Source organism: Staphylococcus schweitzeri, assembly GCF_002902405.1.
GTDB classification, from domain to species: domain Bacteria; phylum Bacillota; class Bacilli; order Staphylococcales; family Staphylococcaceae; genus Staphylococcus; species Staphylococcus schweitzeri.
This window is the reverse complement of sequence record NZ_PPQS01000012.1, coordinates 19,627-35,247: the sequence shown is the minus strand read 5'-3', so window position 1 is coordinate 35,247 and position 15,621 is coordinate 19,627. Positions and strand designations below refer to the sequence as shown.

Annotated in this window: 19 protein-coding genes; 8 read left to right on the top strand and 11 right to left on the bottom strand. The window is 30.5% G+C overall.

The window, feature by feature from the left end; all coding sequences use genetic code 11:
* The first annotated feature begins 73 nt into the window (after positions 1–73).
* From CD116_RS02585 to CD116_RS02575, 3 genes are all read left to right on the top strand, one after another.
* Positions 74–967, top strand: coding sequence for a trypsin-like serine peptidase (locus tag CD116_RS02585; RefSeq protein WP_047550807.1), 894 nt, complete (start codon positions 74–76; stop codon positions 965–967).
* Positions 968–1,049: 82 nt separating this feature from the next.
* Complete coding sequence (locus CD116_RS02580; RefSeq protein ID WP_047550804.1) at positions 1,050–2,243, top strand: C47 family peptidase; 1,194 nt, start codon at positions 1,050–1,052, stop codon at positions 2,241–2,243.
* Positions 2,244–2,280: 37 nt separating this feature from the next.
* Complete coding sequence (locus CD116_RS02575) at positions 2,281–2,610, top strand: cysteine protease inhibitor staphostatin B (RefSeq protein ID WP_047424789.1); 330 nt, start codon at positions 2,281–2,283, stop codon at positions 2,608–2,610.
* Between the two features lie 774 nt (positions 2,611–3,384).
* On the opposite strand, the gene menB is transcribed toward CD116_RS02575, so the two are convergent.
* From menB to CD116_RS13815, 5 genes are read right to left on the bottom strand one after another with little or no spacing between them, the layout of a single operon-like run.
* Complete coding sequence (gene menB / locus CD116_RS02570) at positions 3,385–4,206, bottom strand: 1,4-dihydroxy-2-naphthoyl-CoA synthase (protein ID WP_000184946.1); 822 nt, start codon at positions 4,204–4,206, stop codon at positions 3,385–3,387.
* Positions 4,199–5,002 carry a 2-succinyl-6-hydroxy-2,4-cyclohexadiene-1-carboxylate synthase gene (menH, locus tag CD116_RS02565; protein ID WP_047424787.1) on the bottom strand — a complete coding sequence of 268 codons (804 nt, stop codon included), beginning with the start codon at positions 5,000–5,002 and terminating at the stop codon, positions 4,199–4,201. Before menH ends, menB begins: the two co-directional genes overlap by 8 nt.
* Entirely contained in the window at positions 4,989–6,662 is a 1,674-nt protein-coding gene (gene menD / locus CD116_RS02560; RefSeq protein ID WP_047550801.1) for a 2-succinyl-5-enolpyruvyl-6-hydroxy-3-cyclohexene-1-carboxylic-acid synthase, read from the bottom strand. Before menD ends, menH begins: the two co-directional genes overlap by 14 nt.
* The gene (locus CD116_RS02555) at positions 6,649–7,971 is read right to left on the bottom strand and encodes an isochorismate synthase (RefSeq protein WP_224757357.1); all 1,323 of its coding nucleotides are present in this window, start codon (positions 7,969–7,971) and stop codon (positions 6,649–6,651) included. Before CD116_RS02555 ends, menD begins: the two co-directional genes overlap by 14 nt.
* Entirely contained in the window at positions 7,964–8,041 is a 78-nt protein-coding gene (locus CD116_RS13815) for a hypothetical protein (protein ID WP_078101774.1), read from the bottom strand. The genes CD116_RS02555 and CD116_RS13815 overlap by 8 nt, the downstream gene beginning before the upstream one ends.
* A gap of 150 nt (positions 8,042–8,191) precedes the next feature.
* On the opposite strand from CD116_RS13815, the gene CD116_RS02545 reads away from it, so the two are divergent.
* Complete coding sequence (locus CD116_RS02545) at positions 8,192–9,130, top strand: 1,4-dihydroxy-2-naphthoate polyprenyltransferase (RefSeq protein ID WP_047424781.1); 939 nt, start codon at positions 8,192–8,194, stop codon at positions 9,128–9,130.
* Positions 9,131–9,180: 50 nt separating this feature from the next.
* Here the strand turns inward: CD116_RS02545 and CD116_RS02540 are convergent, their stop codons facing one another.
* The gene (locus CD116_RS02540) at positions 9,181–9,732 is read right to left on the bottom strand and encodes a GNAT family N-acetyltransferase (protein ID WP_047530615.1); all 552 of its coding nucleotides are present in this window, start codon (positions 9,730–9,732) and stop codon (positions 9,181–9,183) included.
* Positions 9,733–9,896: 164 nt separating this feature from the next.
* On the opposite strand from CD116_RS02540, the gene CD116_RS02535 reads away from it, so the two are divergent.
* Both CD116_RS02535 and CD116_RS14050 read left to right on the top strand, forming a co-directional pair.
* Positions 9,897–10,109: a TM2 domain-containing protein gene (locus CD116_RS02535; protein WP_047530616.1), complete on the top strand. Its 213-nt coding sequence runs from the start codon at positions 9,897–9,899 to the stop codon at positions 10,107–10,109.
* 80 nt (positions 10,110–10,189) lie between these two features.
* Positions 10,190–10,306 (top strand): SAR1012 family small protein, encoded by a 117-nt coding sequence (locus tag CD116_RS14050; protein ID WP_047424776.1) that lies wholly within the window; start codon positions 10,190–10,192, stop codon positions 10,304–10,306.
* Positions 10,307–10,336: 30 nt separating this feature from the next.
* Here the strand turns inward: CD116_RS14050 and CD116_RS02530 are convergent, their stop codons facing one another.
* Complete coding sequence (locus tag CD116_RS02530; protein WP_047550795.1) at positions 10,337–11,308, bottom strand: ABC transporter substrate-binding protein; 972 nt, start codon at positions 11,306–11,308, stop codon at positions 10,337–10,339.
* A 464-nt stretch (positions 11,309–11,772) separates the two neighbouring features.
* On the opposite strand from CD116_RS02530, the gene CD116_RS02525 reads away from it, so the two are divergent.
* Positions 11,773–12,129 (top strand): DoxX family protein, encoded by a 357-nt coding sequence (locus tag CD116_RS02525; protein ID WP_000766007.1) that lies wholly within the window; start codon positions 11,773–11,775, stop codon positions 12,127–12,129.
* An 86-nt stretch (positions 12,130–12,215) separates the two neighbouring features.
* Here the strand turns inward: CD116_RS02525 and CD116_RS02520 are convergent, their stop codons facing one another.
* Both CD116_RS02520 and CD116_RS02515 read right to left on the bottom strand, forming a co-directional pair.
* Positions 12,216–13,697 carry a glycosyltransferase gene (locus CD116_RS02520; RefSeq protein ID WP_047550792.1) on the bottom strand — a complete coding sequence of 494 codons (1,482 nt, stop codon included), beginning with the start codon at positions 13,695–13,697 and terminating at the stop codon, positions 12,216–12,218.
* 5 nt (positions 13,698–13,702) lie between these two features.
* Positions 13,703–13,990 carry a hypothetical protein gene (locus CD116_RS02515; protein ID WP_047531360.1) on the bottom strand — a complete coding sequence of 96 codons (288 nt, stop codon included), beginning with the start codon at positions 13,988–13,990 and terminating at the stop codon, positions 13,703–13,705.
* 293 nt (positions 13,991–14,283) lie between these two features.
* On the opposite strand from CD116_RS02515, the gene CD116_RS02510 reads away from it, so the two are divergent.
* A complete protein-coding gene (locus CD116_RS02510; protein ID WP_078101769.1) occupies positions 14,284–14,574 on the top strand; it encodes a hypothetical protein in 291 nt (96 codons plus the stop codon).
* An 88-nt stretch (positions 14,575–14,662) separates the two neighbouring features.
* Here CD116_RS02510 and CD116_RS02505 read toward each other — a convergent pair whose 3' ends face one another.
* Complete coding sequence (locus CD116_RS02505; protein WP_047550789.1) at positions 14,663–15,304, bottom strand: ABC transporter ATP-binding protein; 642 nt, start codon at positions 15,302–15,304, stop codon at positions 14,663–14,665.
* Positions 15,301–15,621 (bottom strand): YxeA family protein, encoded by a 321-nt coding sequence (locus CD116_RS02500; RefSeq protein WP_000668623.1) that lies wholly within the window; start codon positions 15,619–15,621, stop codon positions 15,301–15,303. Before CD116_RS02500 ends, CD116_RS02505 begins: the two co-directional genes overlap by 4 nt.

Below are 15,621 nucleotides of genomic sequence, written 5' to 3'. Positions count from 1 at the left end.
TATATATTCTTATTGACTTAAAAAATTTTAGTGTTATATTTATCTTGTAAATAAATTTTTTGGAGGTTTTTAAATGAAAGGTAAATTTTTGAAAGTTAGTTCTTTATTAGTTGCAACTTTGACAACAGTGACTCTTGTTAATTCCCCATCAGCAAATGCGTTATCTTCTAATTCCCTAGATTCTCATGCAAAACAGACGCAATCAGATAAGCAACAATCACCTAAAATTCAAAAAGGTAATAATTTGAAACCAATTGAACAGCGCGAACATGCAAATGTTATCTTACCAAACAATGATCGTCATCAAATTGAAGATACGACTAACGGACATTATGCACCTGTTACTTTTATTCAAGTTGAATCACCAACTGGAACATTTATTGCCTCAGGTGTAGTAGTAGGTAAAGATACACTTTTAACAAATAAACACGTTGTTGATGCTACGCAAGGTAACCCTCAATCTTTAACAGCATTCCCTTCTGCAAAAAGCCAAGATAATTATCCAAATGGTGGTTTCAGAGCTGAACAAATAACTAAATATACTGGTGAAGGTGATTTAGCTATTGTTAAATTCTCTCCTAATGACAAGAACCAACATATCGGTGAAGTAGTTAAACCAGCGACAATGAGCAATAATGCAGAAACACAAGTTGAACAACCAATTACTGTAACTGGTTATCCTGGAGATAAACCTGTAGCAACTATGTGGGAAAGTAAAGGGAAAATTACTTACTTAAAAGGCGAAGCTATGCAATATGACTTAAGTACTACTGGCGGTAACTCTGGATCACCAGTCTTTAACGACAAAAATGAAGTTATTGGAATTCATTGGGGTGGCGTGCCAAATGAATTTAACGGCGCAGTATTTATTAATGAAAACGTACGTAACTTCTTAAAAGAAAATATTCAAGATATTCACTTTGCAGATGGCGATAACAATAACTCAGACAATCCAGATGCAGCATAAATTAAATCTTGATTAGTACTGATAATAACAGAAGTAAAGACTTTCCAACGCATAAGATTTTAACTCTAATGGAGGTTATTATATGAATAATTCATGTAAAACTAGAATATTCAATATTATAAGTATCGCACTTATTTCCTTGCTTATTTTATCACTTGTCGCAATTGCTAATAATAATAATAATGCAAAAGCAGATTCACAATCAAAACAATTAGAAATAAAAGTTAAGAGTGATAAAGTGCCACAAAAAGTTGACGCTTTAGCACATCAACAATTTGCTGGATATGCTAAAGCATTAGATAAACAAAACAATGCTCAAGCTGGCAAATATGAACTCGGCGAAGCTTTTAAAATATATAAATTTAATGGTGAAGAAGATAATAGTTACTATTATCCAATCATTAAAGATGGTAAAATTGTTTACATTTTAACATTAAGCCCTAAAAATAAAGATGATTTAAACAAATCAAAAGATGATATGAATTATAGTGTTAAAATTTCAAACTTTATCGCTAAAGAATTAGACCAAATTAAAGATAAAAACACTAATATCACTGTTCTTACTGATGAAAAAGGTTTTTACTTTGAGGAAGATGGTAAAGTTAGACTAGTTAAAGCTACACCACTACCTAATAATGTAAAAGAAAAAGAAAGCAGTAAAACTGTTTCACCAGAATTAAAACAAGAGTTGAAAGCCACTGTTACCCCAACTAAAATTGAAGAAAGTGCGACACTACAAAATGAACAGGCAGATCAAGTTCAATATGAAAACACTCTAAAAAACTTTAAAATTAGAGAACAACAATTTGATAATTCTTGGTGTGCTGGATTCAGTATGGCAGCGCTATTAAATGCCACTAAAAATACTGACACATATAATGCACATGATATTATGCGCACATTATACCCAGATGTAAGTGAAGAAGAACTTGTGAATTGTTCAACTTACCCTAACCAAATGATTGAATATGGAAAATCACAAGGTAGAGATATTCACTATCAAGAAGGTATGCCATCGTATAATCAAGTTGATCAACTTACAAAAGATAACGTAGGTATTATGATTCTTGCACAAAGCGTATCTCAAAATCCTAATGATCCGCATTTAGGTCATGCTCTTGCAGTTGTAGGTAACGCTAAAATTAATGACCAAGAAAAAATCATCTATTGGAATCCTTGGGACACTGAAGTGTCAATTCAAGATGCTGACTCAAGTCTATTACACTTATCATTCAACCGTGATTACAACTGGTATGGTTCAATGATTGGTTATTAAAAAATGTTGCTGATATTGATTAAAGGTAGGTAAAACGATGTATCAATTACAATTTATAAATTTCATTTATGACAAAACGAATTTGACTCACCTTGAACTAAATAATATAAATTTATTTATTGGTAATTGGAGCAATCATCAATTACAAAAAACAATTTGTATTAGACATGGTGATAATACAACTCAAAATCAATGTCGTATACTTTTTATTGATACTACCCATCAACGAATTAAGTTTTCACCCTTACACCAAGATCAAATCATTTATATTCTAGATTATGATGATTCACAACATATATTAATGCAAACTTCATCTCAAGATGGTATTGGGACTTCAAGACCGATATTATATGAACGATTAATTTAAAATAAATGATTTCACATATACTAGCGGGTTGGAGAGAATTAAATTTCTCATCAACCCGTTTTTATTTATCAAATCTGCATATTACAACTAATTATAATTAAACTATTACATTCCATTAGATAACACCTGACGAAATACCTTTCATAACAATAATATACTAGTTAAATCATGCAGATCCTGAGACTTAATGATATGTCCCTTCAAAGTTTTCATTTTTTTAATGACTACTTGACTCAGTGCAGTTCACAACGTCCTAGTTTCTGCAAAGTCATATTAGCAGTAGTTGACTAAATGAAAATGCGCTTGTAACAAGCTTCTTTCAATTCTAGTCAACCTTGCAAGTTACGGGGATCCAACACAGAAGCTGATGCAAATTCAACTTACAATAATATGCATGTTGGCGGGGCTCCATTCACAGAGAAATTGGATTCCCAATTTCTAAAAGCAATACAAGTTGGGGTGCGGGGCCCCATACATAGAGAAATTGGGTTCCCAATTTCTACAGGCAATGCAAGTTGGGGTGACAACGATAATGAAGTACTTTTTCTTTAGAAATTAGTATTCCTTACGGATGTGTTTTACTCAAATATTCCTATTTTTAGTACACATTAGCAGTGGCTAATGATAAAGAACTACTACATAATAAATCATTAGTGGTTCTTTATTTGTTCCACTCCCTACTCATATTCACCTCTCCTTCAAATGTCATATAAAAAAGCCACTTGTAATCGCAATTAAGCGACACAAGTGACTTAAATTTAATTTCAAAATAACTTATGGGAATTTAGGGAATTGATCAAAGTCAGGGTCACGTTTTTCTTTAAACGCATCACGACCTTCTTTTGCTTCATCAGTAGTGTAATAAAGTAAAGTTGCATCCCCTGCCATTTGTTGTAATCCAGCTAAACCATCAGTATCAGCATTCATAGCTGCTTTAAGGAAACGTAAAGCTGTTGGTGAATGTTTCATAATTTCTTTACACCATTGAACTGTTTCGTCTTCAACTTGATCTAGAGGTACAACAGTATTAACTAAGCCCATATCCAATGCTTCTTGTGCATTATATTGACGACATAAGTACCAGATTTCACGTGCTTTTTTATGTCCAACGATTCTTGCTAAATATCCTGAACCATAACCAGCATCAAATGAACCTACTTTAGGTCCCGTTTGTCCAAAGATTGCGTTATCAGCAGCTATTGTTAAATCACATACGACATTAAGTACATTCCCGCCACCTACTGCATAACCTTTTACCATTGCAATAACCGGTTTTGGAATGATACGAATTAAACGCTGTAAATCTAATACATTTAAGCGAGGAATTTGGTCTTCTCCTACATAACCTCCATGGCCACGTTTCTTCTGATCTCCACCAGAACAGAATGCTAAATCACCTTCACCTGTTAATACGATAACTGAAACATTTTGATCATCACGTGCACGTGAAAATGCATCAATCATTTCAGCAACTGTTTTTGGTGTAAATGCATTACGTACCTCAGGACGATTAATCGTCACTTTAGCAATCCCTTCGTAAAATTCATATTTGATTTCATCATATTCTCTAAGTGTTTCCCATTGTCTGTTAGTCATTTTGCTCCTCCTTTAAAAATCCTAATATCATTGTATCAAATTCAACATTATCTTCCACATGAATTGTATGTCCTACTGCAGAAAATAATTTACATTTACTATTTGAAATTAAATTTGTCATTTTTTCAGCGATTTGTACAAACTTCTCATCATACTCACCTGCTAAAATTAATACCGGCATTTTTAATCCTGCTATTTGTGACCATAAATTAGGCATTTGGCCTGTACCATAATCCCTTAATGCTTTAGCCATTTTAATTGGTGATTGAGATAGTCGTTGTTCTCTAATTTGATGTTGTTTTTCCTCAGACAATTGATATTGTGTTTGAAATAGCGGTAATTTTTCCCAATCATTTACAAAAACTTCTATGCCTGCGATTTCTAATACTTTTGCTCGTGCTTCATCTATAAGACGACGCTCTATTTGATCCGCTTCAAGTTTAATTCCAGGTGATGTACTCTCTAAAATAAGTTTTGCAATTTTAATTCGGCCATGTAATGCATAATACAATGCAATACGACCACCCATAGAATAACCTAGCATTGAAATCGATTTATTTTTATATTGCTCTAAAATTTGATCTAATGATGATGTAATATAATCAAAGTTCCAATCTACATCGGTGGGTGATTTATCTTCACCATGTCCAGGTAAATCTATAGTCACAACATGACAAATATTAGTAAAGGTGTCTATATGGTCATGATAAGTACGACTATCACTTAGAAATCCATGTAACAATATTAATATTTGAGACGTATCGACTTTTGCTTTATAAAATTTATAATGTAGCATGAATCATTTCACTCAATTTCTTATATAAAATTTGATGCTGCTCATAATTAACTTCTCTATTTGTAATCATTTCATAAATTGTAGAAATGTTATATGATAATTTTTCATTTTTAAAATCTGAAATATGTTTAAATCGCTTAAAGCTAAAATCATATAACTTAGCAGCGTACTCGAAATCTAAACCTGTAGGAGTGCCAAATAAACGTTCAAAATAATCAGATGCACTATCTTTTTGTGGTAAATATGAAAAAATACCACCACCATCATTATTCAACAATACAATATTCATGTGAATATGATTTAATTTAGACATTAATAGTCCATTCATATCATGATAAAAAGATAAATCGCCAATTAATAATGTTATGCGTTTGTGCACTGCCATTCCAAGAGCAGTTGAAACAATGCCATCAATTCCATTTGCACCACGATTAGCATAAATATCAATATTTTTATTTAACAATAAATTATCAATGTCTCTAATCGGCATACTATTACTTATAAATAAAGCTTCTTCATCTGGCGTCTTGTTGATTAGTTCAGCAACAAAAGCACTTTCATCGGTAGCATGTTCAAGGTAATGGTTAATTTCAACACGTGCTTGTTCCTCAAGACGTTGCCATAATTCCAACCAATCTTTTCGTTTTACTATTGTCGCATCCATTAAAGATCTAAAGAAATCATTCGCAGAAATCTCATAAGAAATGTCTGGTGCTATAGGAAATACATCGATTTTATCGTTATTTTGTACTAAAATCTGTAATGCTTCAGCTTTCTTTAACCATTGATTCAACTTCTTAGAAATTACAGGTTTACCAACACGTATAACAAAGTCAACATTTAATTCTAAGCCACTTCTATACAATAAATCATACGTACTGATTACATTTGGATGATCAAATTTTCTTAAACGACTTAATGGATCTGCTAAAATTGGCAAATCGTACATTGATGAGTATGTTAAAATTTGATCAACTTCTTGATGCTGCATATCCCCTACAATAATTAGACCTTTCGGCTTACTTAAAATATTTTTTAATGCTGATGCATTTATACTTTTTTGGTAATGTGGCAAAATCTTCATTTCTGACTTAAGTAAATCTGTCTTCGTTAAGTCTGGTGTCAATGGATCTCTAAACGGTAAGTTGAAATGAATTGGCCCTTTATGTGGTCCATACAAATACTGACTAGCAATTTGCATTTGATAATAAATTGCATCAATTGTTTCTTTACAGTCATCAGCTAATGGCATATCAAATTCATAGCTCACATAATTGTTAAACATATTAACCTGATTAATTGCTTGAGGCGCTCCCACACTTCTTAACTCATGTGGTCGATCACTCGTCAATACAATTAATGGTATTCTACTAATTTGGCTTTCAGCAATAGCTGGTGTATAGTTAGCTGCTGCCGTGCCTGACGTACATAAAATAGCAACAGGTCTTTCACTACCTTTGATTAATCCTACCGCAAAAAATGCTGCACTTCGTTCATCAGGATGAATCCACGTTTTAATATTTGGATGTGCTTCAAATGCAAGTGCAAGCGGTGTTGAACGTGATCCTGGACTGATAACTACTTCCCTTACACCATAAGCATAAAGTTCAGATGCAAATGTGTATACTTGCTTAGTTAATGCTTCTTTATGATTTCCCATTCATATCGACTCCTAATGCATTCATCATAGGTGAGAATTTAAGATTCGTCTCTGCTAATTCACTGTCTGGATCAGAATCCTTAACAATACCGCACCCAGCAAATAATGTTGCTTGTGTTTGTTTTATGAGCATCGAACGTATAGCTACAATAAATTCACAATCATCATATATATCTATATAACCAACCGGTGCACCGTATAACCCTCTTGTACCAAATTCTTTTTGTTCAATAAAATCAATTGCAAAGGCTTTAGGGTAACCACCTAATGCTGGTGTTGGATGTAAATTGTCTATTAAACCGATATATGAATCATCTTTTAAAGGTGCCTTTATTTCAGTATACAAATGATATAAGTGATCATTTTTAAGAATTTTGGGTGTCTTATCATAATCTAATTCAGTGATATATGGTTCAATATCATGTAAAATACTCTCTACAACAAATCGATGTTCTACTAAGTTTTTATTATCTTTCAAAAAGGCTTCAACATGTTTTTTATCCTCTTCTTCGTTATGTGAACGTTTAATTGTACCTGCAACTGCTTTTGTCGATAATATTCGATTATTAACTTTAAGTAATTGTTCGGGTGTTTGTGAAAAGAATATTGAATCTTGTGATTCTAATAAAAATATATAACTATTTTTTTCTTTAGAAAAAGCCTGTTTTAATATATACGGAATACTAATAACTTTATCGAACTTAATTAATCGTCTACGAGCAAGCACAATTTTTTCTTCTTTATTAATAGACTTAATTGCTTCTTCAACAAGTTGACGCCAGTCATCTTTATAAATATCTTCGTTACGAATAATTTCCCCATTTTGATCGTCGACATCAATTTCCATTGCATTATTAAAAAATTCAATTAACGCTTTGAATGAATCCATATCAAAATTTTCACGTTGTACTGTATATGTTAAAAATGTATCCTCGTCCTCTGTAGTAATGAGTACTTCTGGTAAAACAAAATGATTTAATCCAAATTCACGCCATTCATCATCAGACTTATGACTCGAAAATTGGAACCCTCCAACAATTCGAAGATGGTGTCTGCCTGATTGTGGATGAATAAATGCAATTTCTTGCTTTAATTTTTCCCATTCTCTAAAAATAGATTGTTTATTTTTAAAATTATTTTTAAATAATTGAATTGCTTTATAACCAAAATATGACGTTCGATTATCATTCAAACGCATATAAAAGCGACCTCCTGCCTCATTGTCAGTGAGATGAAATAATGTGCTCGGGTCTAGCGACTGTGATAATTTCACTTCAACTGAAACCCATTCCTTAGAGCTGTCATATATCTCTTTGACAATATCGTCCTCTGTTACGCCCGTAGCCATCTATTTCACTTCTTTCTTCGTCTTTTTTCACTCATTATTATATTGTATCATTTTTGGATAATTGTGTTACAAGAATTGCTTAAACTTATCTTGCAATTTTTCACGTCAATTGACCTTTGTGCTACTTTCTATTAAAATATCTTTGTTATAAAAAATATGATTTAAAGAGGTTTTGTATTCAATGAGTAATCAATATCAGCAATATTCTACAGTTAAGAAATATTGGCATTTAATGCGCCCTCATACATTAACTGCTTCAGTCGTACCGGTTCTTGTTGGTACCGCAGCATCTAAAATATATTTTCTTGGTAGTGAAGATCATATCAAAATTACTTTGTTTGTTGCCATGTTACTTGCGTGCTTATTAATTCAAGCTGCAACAAATATGTTTAACGAATATTACGATTATAAAAAGGGCCTTGATGATCATGAATCAGTAGGCATTGGTGGTGCAATAGTACGTAATGGTATGAGCCCACAGCTTGTATTACGACTAGCCATTGCATTTTATATCGTTGCAGCTTTACTAGGAATATTTTTAGCTGTTAACACTTCGTTTTGGTTGTTACCTGTTGGATTAGTATGTATGGCAGTTGGTTACCTATATACAGGTGGACCTTTCCCAATTTCTTGGACGCCTTTTGGTGAGCTATTCTCAGGCGTATTTATGGGTATGTTTATAATTGTTATTGCATTCTTTATTCAAACTGGCAATATCCAAAGTTATGCTATTTGGTTAAGTATTCCAATTGTAATAACAATCGGTTTAATCAATATGGCTAACAATATTCGTGACCGTGTTAAAGATAAAGCTAGCGGTCGAAAAACTTTACCAATATTATTAGGTAAACAAGCTTCTTTAGCCTTTATGGCAATTATGTATTTTATCGCTTATGCATTTATAGTTCTAACTATTATTGTTAAGCCTGGAGGCTCACTATTTTATTTACTTGCTTTATTATCATTCCCAATGCCTGTAAAGGTTATCAGACGTTTCAAGAAGAATGATACACCAGCAACAATGATGCCTGCAATGGCTGCTGCCGGTAAAACAAACACATTTTTCGGCGTGCTATACGCATTAGGAATATATATTAGTGCTATATTTGCTGGGATTTAAATGAAATATTTTTACTCGACGTATCGATTTTAATTCGATATGTCGATTTTTTATTTAACAATTAAATGATGGTACTTATGTTTATACAACTCTATATACCCATCAAATGTAAATCCTACTTTTTGATATAATTTTAATGCTGTCTGATTATTAACATCACAATTCAAACTCCATTTCACATTTGTGTTTGATTCAAGTAATTTAGTTAATAGTTTCGTTGCTATACCTCTACCCCTATACTCTTCAAATGTTGCAATTGTTTCAATATAACATTCATCATCTTTTGCTTCTTTTACAGGTAGTGGCGTCCCATATTGTTGAAATTCATCAGGTAAATTAAGTTGCTCCCATGTTTTTTCATATTCCAATTCATATTTACCATTATAACTAATGATACAACCAGCTATTTTGCCTTCAACTTCATAAACATATATATGCTCATAATATGTACGATATCTTACATCAACACAGCTTTTTTCAATTGCAGTTAATATTTTATCCTTGGGCACTGCTTTTACAATATCCAATTCCATATCTTCCCAAACCATATAAACTAATTTCGCAATATCAAATTGGTCTTCTGGACGTGCTTGCCGAATCATTTTCATATCATCCCTTTAAATTTTATTAATATTTATTATATAGAAATTATAGCTTATTTTAAAAAGATATACTTGAAATTCCAGAAATTTTGAATTGTTCAATGATAGAAAGATTGGTTTTTAAATAGAGATTAAGTAAAATAATAAATAAGGAGGATTTACGTATGAAAGTTAATAAATCTATTTACGTTATAGTTGCATTATTTCTTGGAGGGGTAGGAATTCATAAATTCTATGCTGACAAATTTGGTCAAGGTTTGTTACATTTATTATTTTTCTGGACCGGTATTCCAACTATAGTTTCAATCATACATGCCGTTATTATTATTTTTTCTAAAAAGGCTGATAAAGATGGATATATTGTTTTTCCAAAATAACTTATTATGGTAATTGGTTTGAAAATCATTTGTAAATGGGTATATAGAAATAAACATTAAGGGAAATGAGGTTTTAAACTATGCGTCGATTCATCAAAAAAATTGCAAAAGCAATTCTTATTGGATATGTCATTAAATTTATTCGACAAAAATTGTCAGACAAATCATCACACCCTTCAGATAATCAACATAAATAAAACTTAGTGTCGCTTGTTATTTTAGCGACACTAAGTTTTATTATTTTCTATTTTATCAACAATTTTTTCTAAATCTTCTGCCATACTTTCACTTGCGATAATACCCCTTGATTTTAACCACTTGCTTCTATCAACGTCATAAACTTTATGATCTTTCACAGCTTTTAAGGATTTCCAAACTGCAGGATCAATGAATTTCGTTCTATTTTTGTCTGTATTTCCATCAGTAGCTAGTATCATAACTTTAGGATTTATATTTGCTAGTTCTTCATTATTTAAAAAGATGTATGGACCACCTTTACGCTCACCTATATGAGCAGTTTTATCTTTCGTAACTTCAGGTTTGATACCCATTTTAATTAAAAATTGTCCCATAAATGTATCTTCATTGTTAATAAACATACCAGTGTTTGAAATACCAAAGGCAAAAGCAGACTTCAATGAACTGTGTTCGATTTTCTTTCTTACTGCTGCCAAAATTTTTTCATGCTTTTCAAGCCTTTTTCCGCCCTCTTTTTCTTTACCTATTGCCTTTGCTACCGTTTTAAATGAATCTATATTTGCATTGTAATCACCAGTACCACTAACTAACATAATTGTCGGTGCAATTTTATTTAATTCTGCCTTGATTTTTTTGTGTCTGCTAACATCTGCAATGATTAAATCAGGCTTCAGTTTACTTATATCTTCCATATTTGGTTGAGGTCTAGAACCAACTGATTCATATTTTCCAATTTTATCTCTAACTGTTTTCGTAATATTTTTAGCATTACCATCATCGGCAATACCTACAGGCTTCACATTTAATGAAGCTAAATAATCTGCAAAACTATACTCTAAAACAACAATACGTTTAGGATTCTTCGTAATTTTTTCTGTACCCAATGCATCTTTAATTGTCACCATTTCCTTTTCTTTTTTATCTTTATCTTTCCCGCATCCTGCTACAATGATTACTATAACTATTAAAGTAATTATCAATCTAATAACTTTCTTACTCACACATTAACCTCCGCTTCGATATGCATTGTGCTATATATTAATTTTAACATTAAATAAAATGAAAAGTTAATGAAATAGTAATCATTTTTACTTATAAAACATTATAATTAATTCTTCTATATAAATGTATTACGATTAACTATAGCTAAAAATAATTGATATGATTTAGATGTGTATAAACTTCTTAATGTTGCCGATAATATTAAGCATTGTTGTAATCTATCGTTCATACTCATTATCAACTTGTTTAAGTTTCAAAGTTCTGACTATAATGCATAAATTTTTATTTATAAGTACAAAAAGTCACTACTTACTTAAACACCTTTTTACATCAATTGCTCTACACAAAAGAAGATTTAATAAATATTTAATAATTATTTTTATAAAAAATCTTTACTTTCGAGTTGTTTACAAATATAATTTTGACTATGTTTTAAGTACAAAATTATATTGGAGGTGAAAACATGAAATTAGGTATGCTTTTAATTAGATGGATGTTAGCAACATCATTCTTAGTACACGGAACTTTGAAATTTGTAGATTTAGATGGAACAATTCATTTCTTAGGTTCATTAGGTTTACCACCTGCCATTGCAGTATTAATGTCAATTGGTGAAGTTGTTGGAGGTTTAGCACTTATTATCGGCTTTTTAACGCCTTATGTTAATGTATTTTATATTTGTGTTATGTTGGGCTCAATCTTCACACTTAAACTTACAAGAGGATATGTAAGTGGTTATGAATTCGAAATCATACATATCGTAATGAACTTAGCATGTATTAGTAGTTATAGTTGGAAGAAATGGTTACAATTTTATTAAAGACTATATGAGAGGCGTATCCTCTCTTTCTTTGTGATTTATTTGCTAAAAATCCTAGGTACTCTTTAATACCTAGGATTTTTCATTTATCGATTGAAAAGGTTTAACCACTTTTCTAATATAGATTCTGTTGAATAGTTTTCGATAATAGACGCTCTAGCCTTCGTTCCAAATTCTGCTGCTAACGCATCGTCATTGACAAGTTTTAATATTTTATCAGCCATTTCATTTATATTATGGTTTTCAATTAAATATCCATTTACATGATTATCTATAAAATCACTAGGACCATATTTTATATCAAATGCAATGACAGGCCTTTTAGAAATCATTGCTTCTATCATACTTAAGCCTTGACCTTCATATTGAGATGTAGAAACGACTAATTTAAAATCTTCCAAGCATTTTTGTGGCGTCGTTGTATACCCTTTAAGAAAAACATTTCTTTCTAAATTTTTGTCTACAATCATTTTAGCTATTTTATCTTTGACAGATCCTTCTCCATATATATGAAATTTAATAGCATTATCTTTTTTTACGACTAACTCAGCCACTTCAATAAGCAAATCAATTCGCTTTGTTGGTACCATTCTAGAAATATGACCAACAATTTTTTCAGTCTGAAAATGTTTTGGAGCATTATGTATCTTAACAAAATTGCTAATAGTGAAAATATTTTCTACATCAAATTGCTTTAGAATATCTAATCGTTGTGCCTCTGTTAATACAATTACACCATTTATTTTATTCGCATTTTCAATTATATATTTTTCACTTTTTTTAAACGCACCCGTATTATCGAAATTTTCATGATGATTAACATGAATAACGCCATATTTCTGAGCGTTTTTATGATTTGTATTAAACATTTTTGGAAAACTACCTGGTCCGTCACAAATCATAATACTATCTTTAGAATCTTTTATTAGTTTTTCTAAATAGTAAACACAAAGAGCTAGATTGTTTTTAAATTCTTTTTTATTAACTAACACATAAGTTTTACCTACGGCACCATTATTAGCATTAATATTTCTAGAAATATATGGGTATCCCTTTTCATCGTAAAACACTTGATAACAAACCTTATTATCTAAATTGAATGTTTCCTTCATATGCACTTTATTATCTATAAAACTAAATCGTTCTAGTCGTTTATTATCTTTAAAAAAATCAATCACTTTTTCAGATTTACTTTTTCTAATGTAAGCTATATATGTTCCTGTCGTTATATCAAAAAATCTTGAAACGCCGTTATTCTCTTCAATTTCAATCGTATTTTTTAATCTTTCTGAAATATGTTTATATAACAATTTATTAGACTTAAAATGTTTATTATTTGATATTTGTTTAAAATACTCAAATACATTATACATTTTCGTTCTTCGATCCATTTTACCTTGTTTTTTTAAAGCTTTAATAATTTCGTCATAGTTTCCTTTGTAATCGAAAGTAACTATATCCGCAGGTATGTCTGCATCATAAAACTCTTTACTTCTATTGAACATCGAAGAGGTCATACCACCTTTATTGACATCTAACTCATGTACCATCATAAATATTTTTTTCATTATAATTATTCCTTTACCTCAGTATATTTAACAATTAATTCGTTATATGTATAATAAAAATCTTCGTCAACATATAGGCTATTAAGTTTATTTACATTTATCGGGCCTATAATTGACGTAATAAAATGTCCATTTAATTTTAATTCTGTCGTTCCTTTTTCGATTTCTATAGTTGGCTCTAACTGCTCATAATTTTTAAATACATCATCAATAACTTTTATGTTTTCATTTAACTGATTAGTATCTAATTTTAATACTTTTGCATTATCGTAATTGAAAATCCCCTTTTTCATAGTACACCTCTTAATAAAAAAATTGTTTTACAAAATAATTTTATACTTCATATCGCTATTAATCAACTGTAAATACAATAATTAAGTATTGTTATTAAATCTATTTGCATAATAAAAATGATAATATAATGCTTAATTTTAAACGAAATAATTTATGTAAAATTGGTATATTATTGCCTGGAATACAAAATACATTTTTCAATTAAATCATATTTCCACTAGAGACAATTCAATCTAAACCCAAATTCTTCTATCGCACAATTTAATTTTATTGTATGATGTATTTAAAATGAGTGTTTCATGCATATCATTTTAAATATACAATTGGAGGTGTTATTTTGGCTCGAACATATAATATTATTGGCATCATTTCTTGTCTTTTATCTTTCATTATTATGGCGTTACCAATGATCTGGTACACCGCTTCAGTATTATGGTTCTTCCCTGGTGCAATCATAATTTTGCTGTTATCATTAGTTATTGTTTTTTGTTACATTAAAACGAAAAATCAATTACATTTACTATTACTTGTCTTAAATATTATTATTTTACTTTTTTTCAGTTTGCCGTTGTTACTTTCATAACTTAACAACGTATAGAAAAAGCCAATCACTTGATAATGTTGATCTCAACTTATCGAGTTGATTGGCTTTAAATTTTATCTTTTGGATATCACATAGATGCTACTTTTCTATACTGTTCTAAATCTATTACTTCATCACATTGTTTTGCAATTGCCATATCATGTGTTGCTAAAATTAGCACTTTACTTTCATCGACCAAATCAAATAATGTTTGAATAATCATCTGTCCTGTTTTAGGATCTAACGCACCCGTTGGTTCATCAGCTAACATAACAGTCGGATCTTTTAACATCATTCTAATTAAAGCGACACGTTGTTGTTCTCCACCACTTAGTGTATGAACTTTTCTTTTTAAACTGTTTGACAGACCAAACTGTTCTATATAACGTATCTTTAATTGTTCTTTCTCTTTCTTACTTATTTTTTTATATGCTAATCCAATATCTAAATTTTCGTTTACTGTCAGATTATCGATTAATCCATAATTTTGAAATAAATACCCTAATTTATCTCTGTAAAAATTAGACTTAAATCGCTCTAATTGACCATTAAAATAGACATGTTGTTTCCCCATTTTTTCAAGTCCAGCAATAGCATTTAATAAAGTAGATTTACCGCATCCACTTTTACCAATAAGTGCATATGATTTTCCACATTGAAATTTCAAATTAAGTTTCTTTAAAATACTTGTATTACCTTTTTGTATGGTTAAATCTTTTAATTCTATCATTCTTGTCTTACCTCTTTTGGTGTATCCTCTTTTTCAACATATGTGATTGATATAACATATTGGCCTTTATGCTTTATTTCGACATACGTTCTACTAGGAGAGAATCCATTAAATGTTAATTTATAATCAAGCTTTTCCCCTCTTTCACTATAAGCCGTAATATTCACATATTGTTGCGTACCTTTTGGCACTTTGGCATAACTATACTCCGTTTTTAAGAAAGGATTAAAACGATCAAGTATAGGATGATGTATGATTGTAAAAGCAATAGTAATGGATAATATTAATCCTAATAATATTGCAATGATAAATTTCAT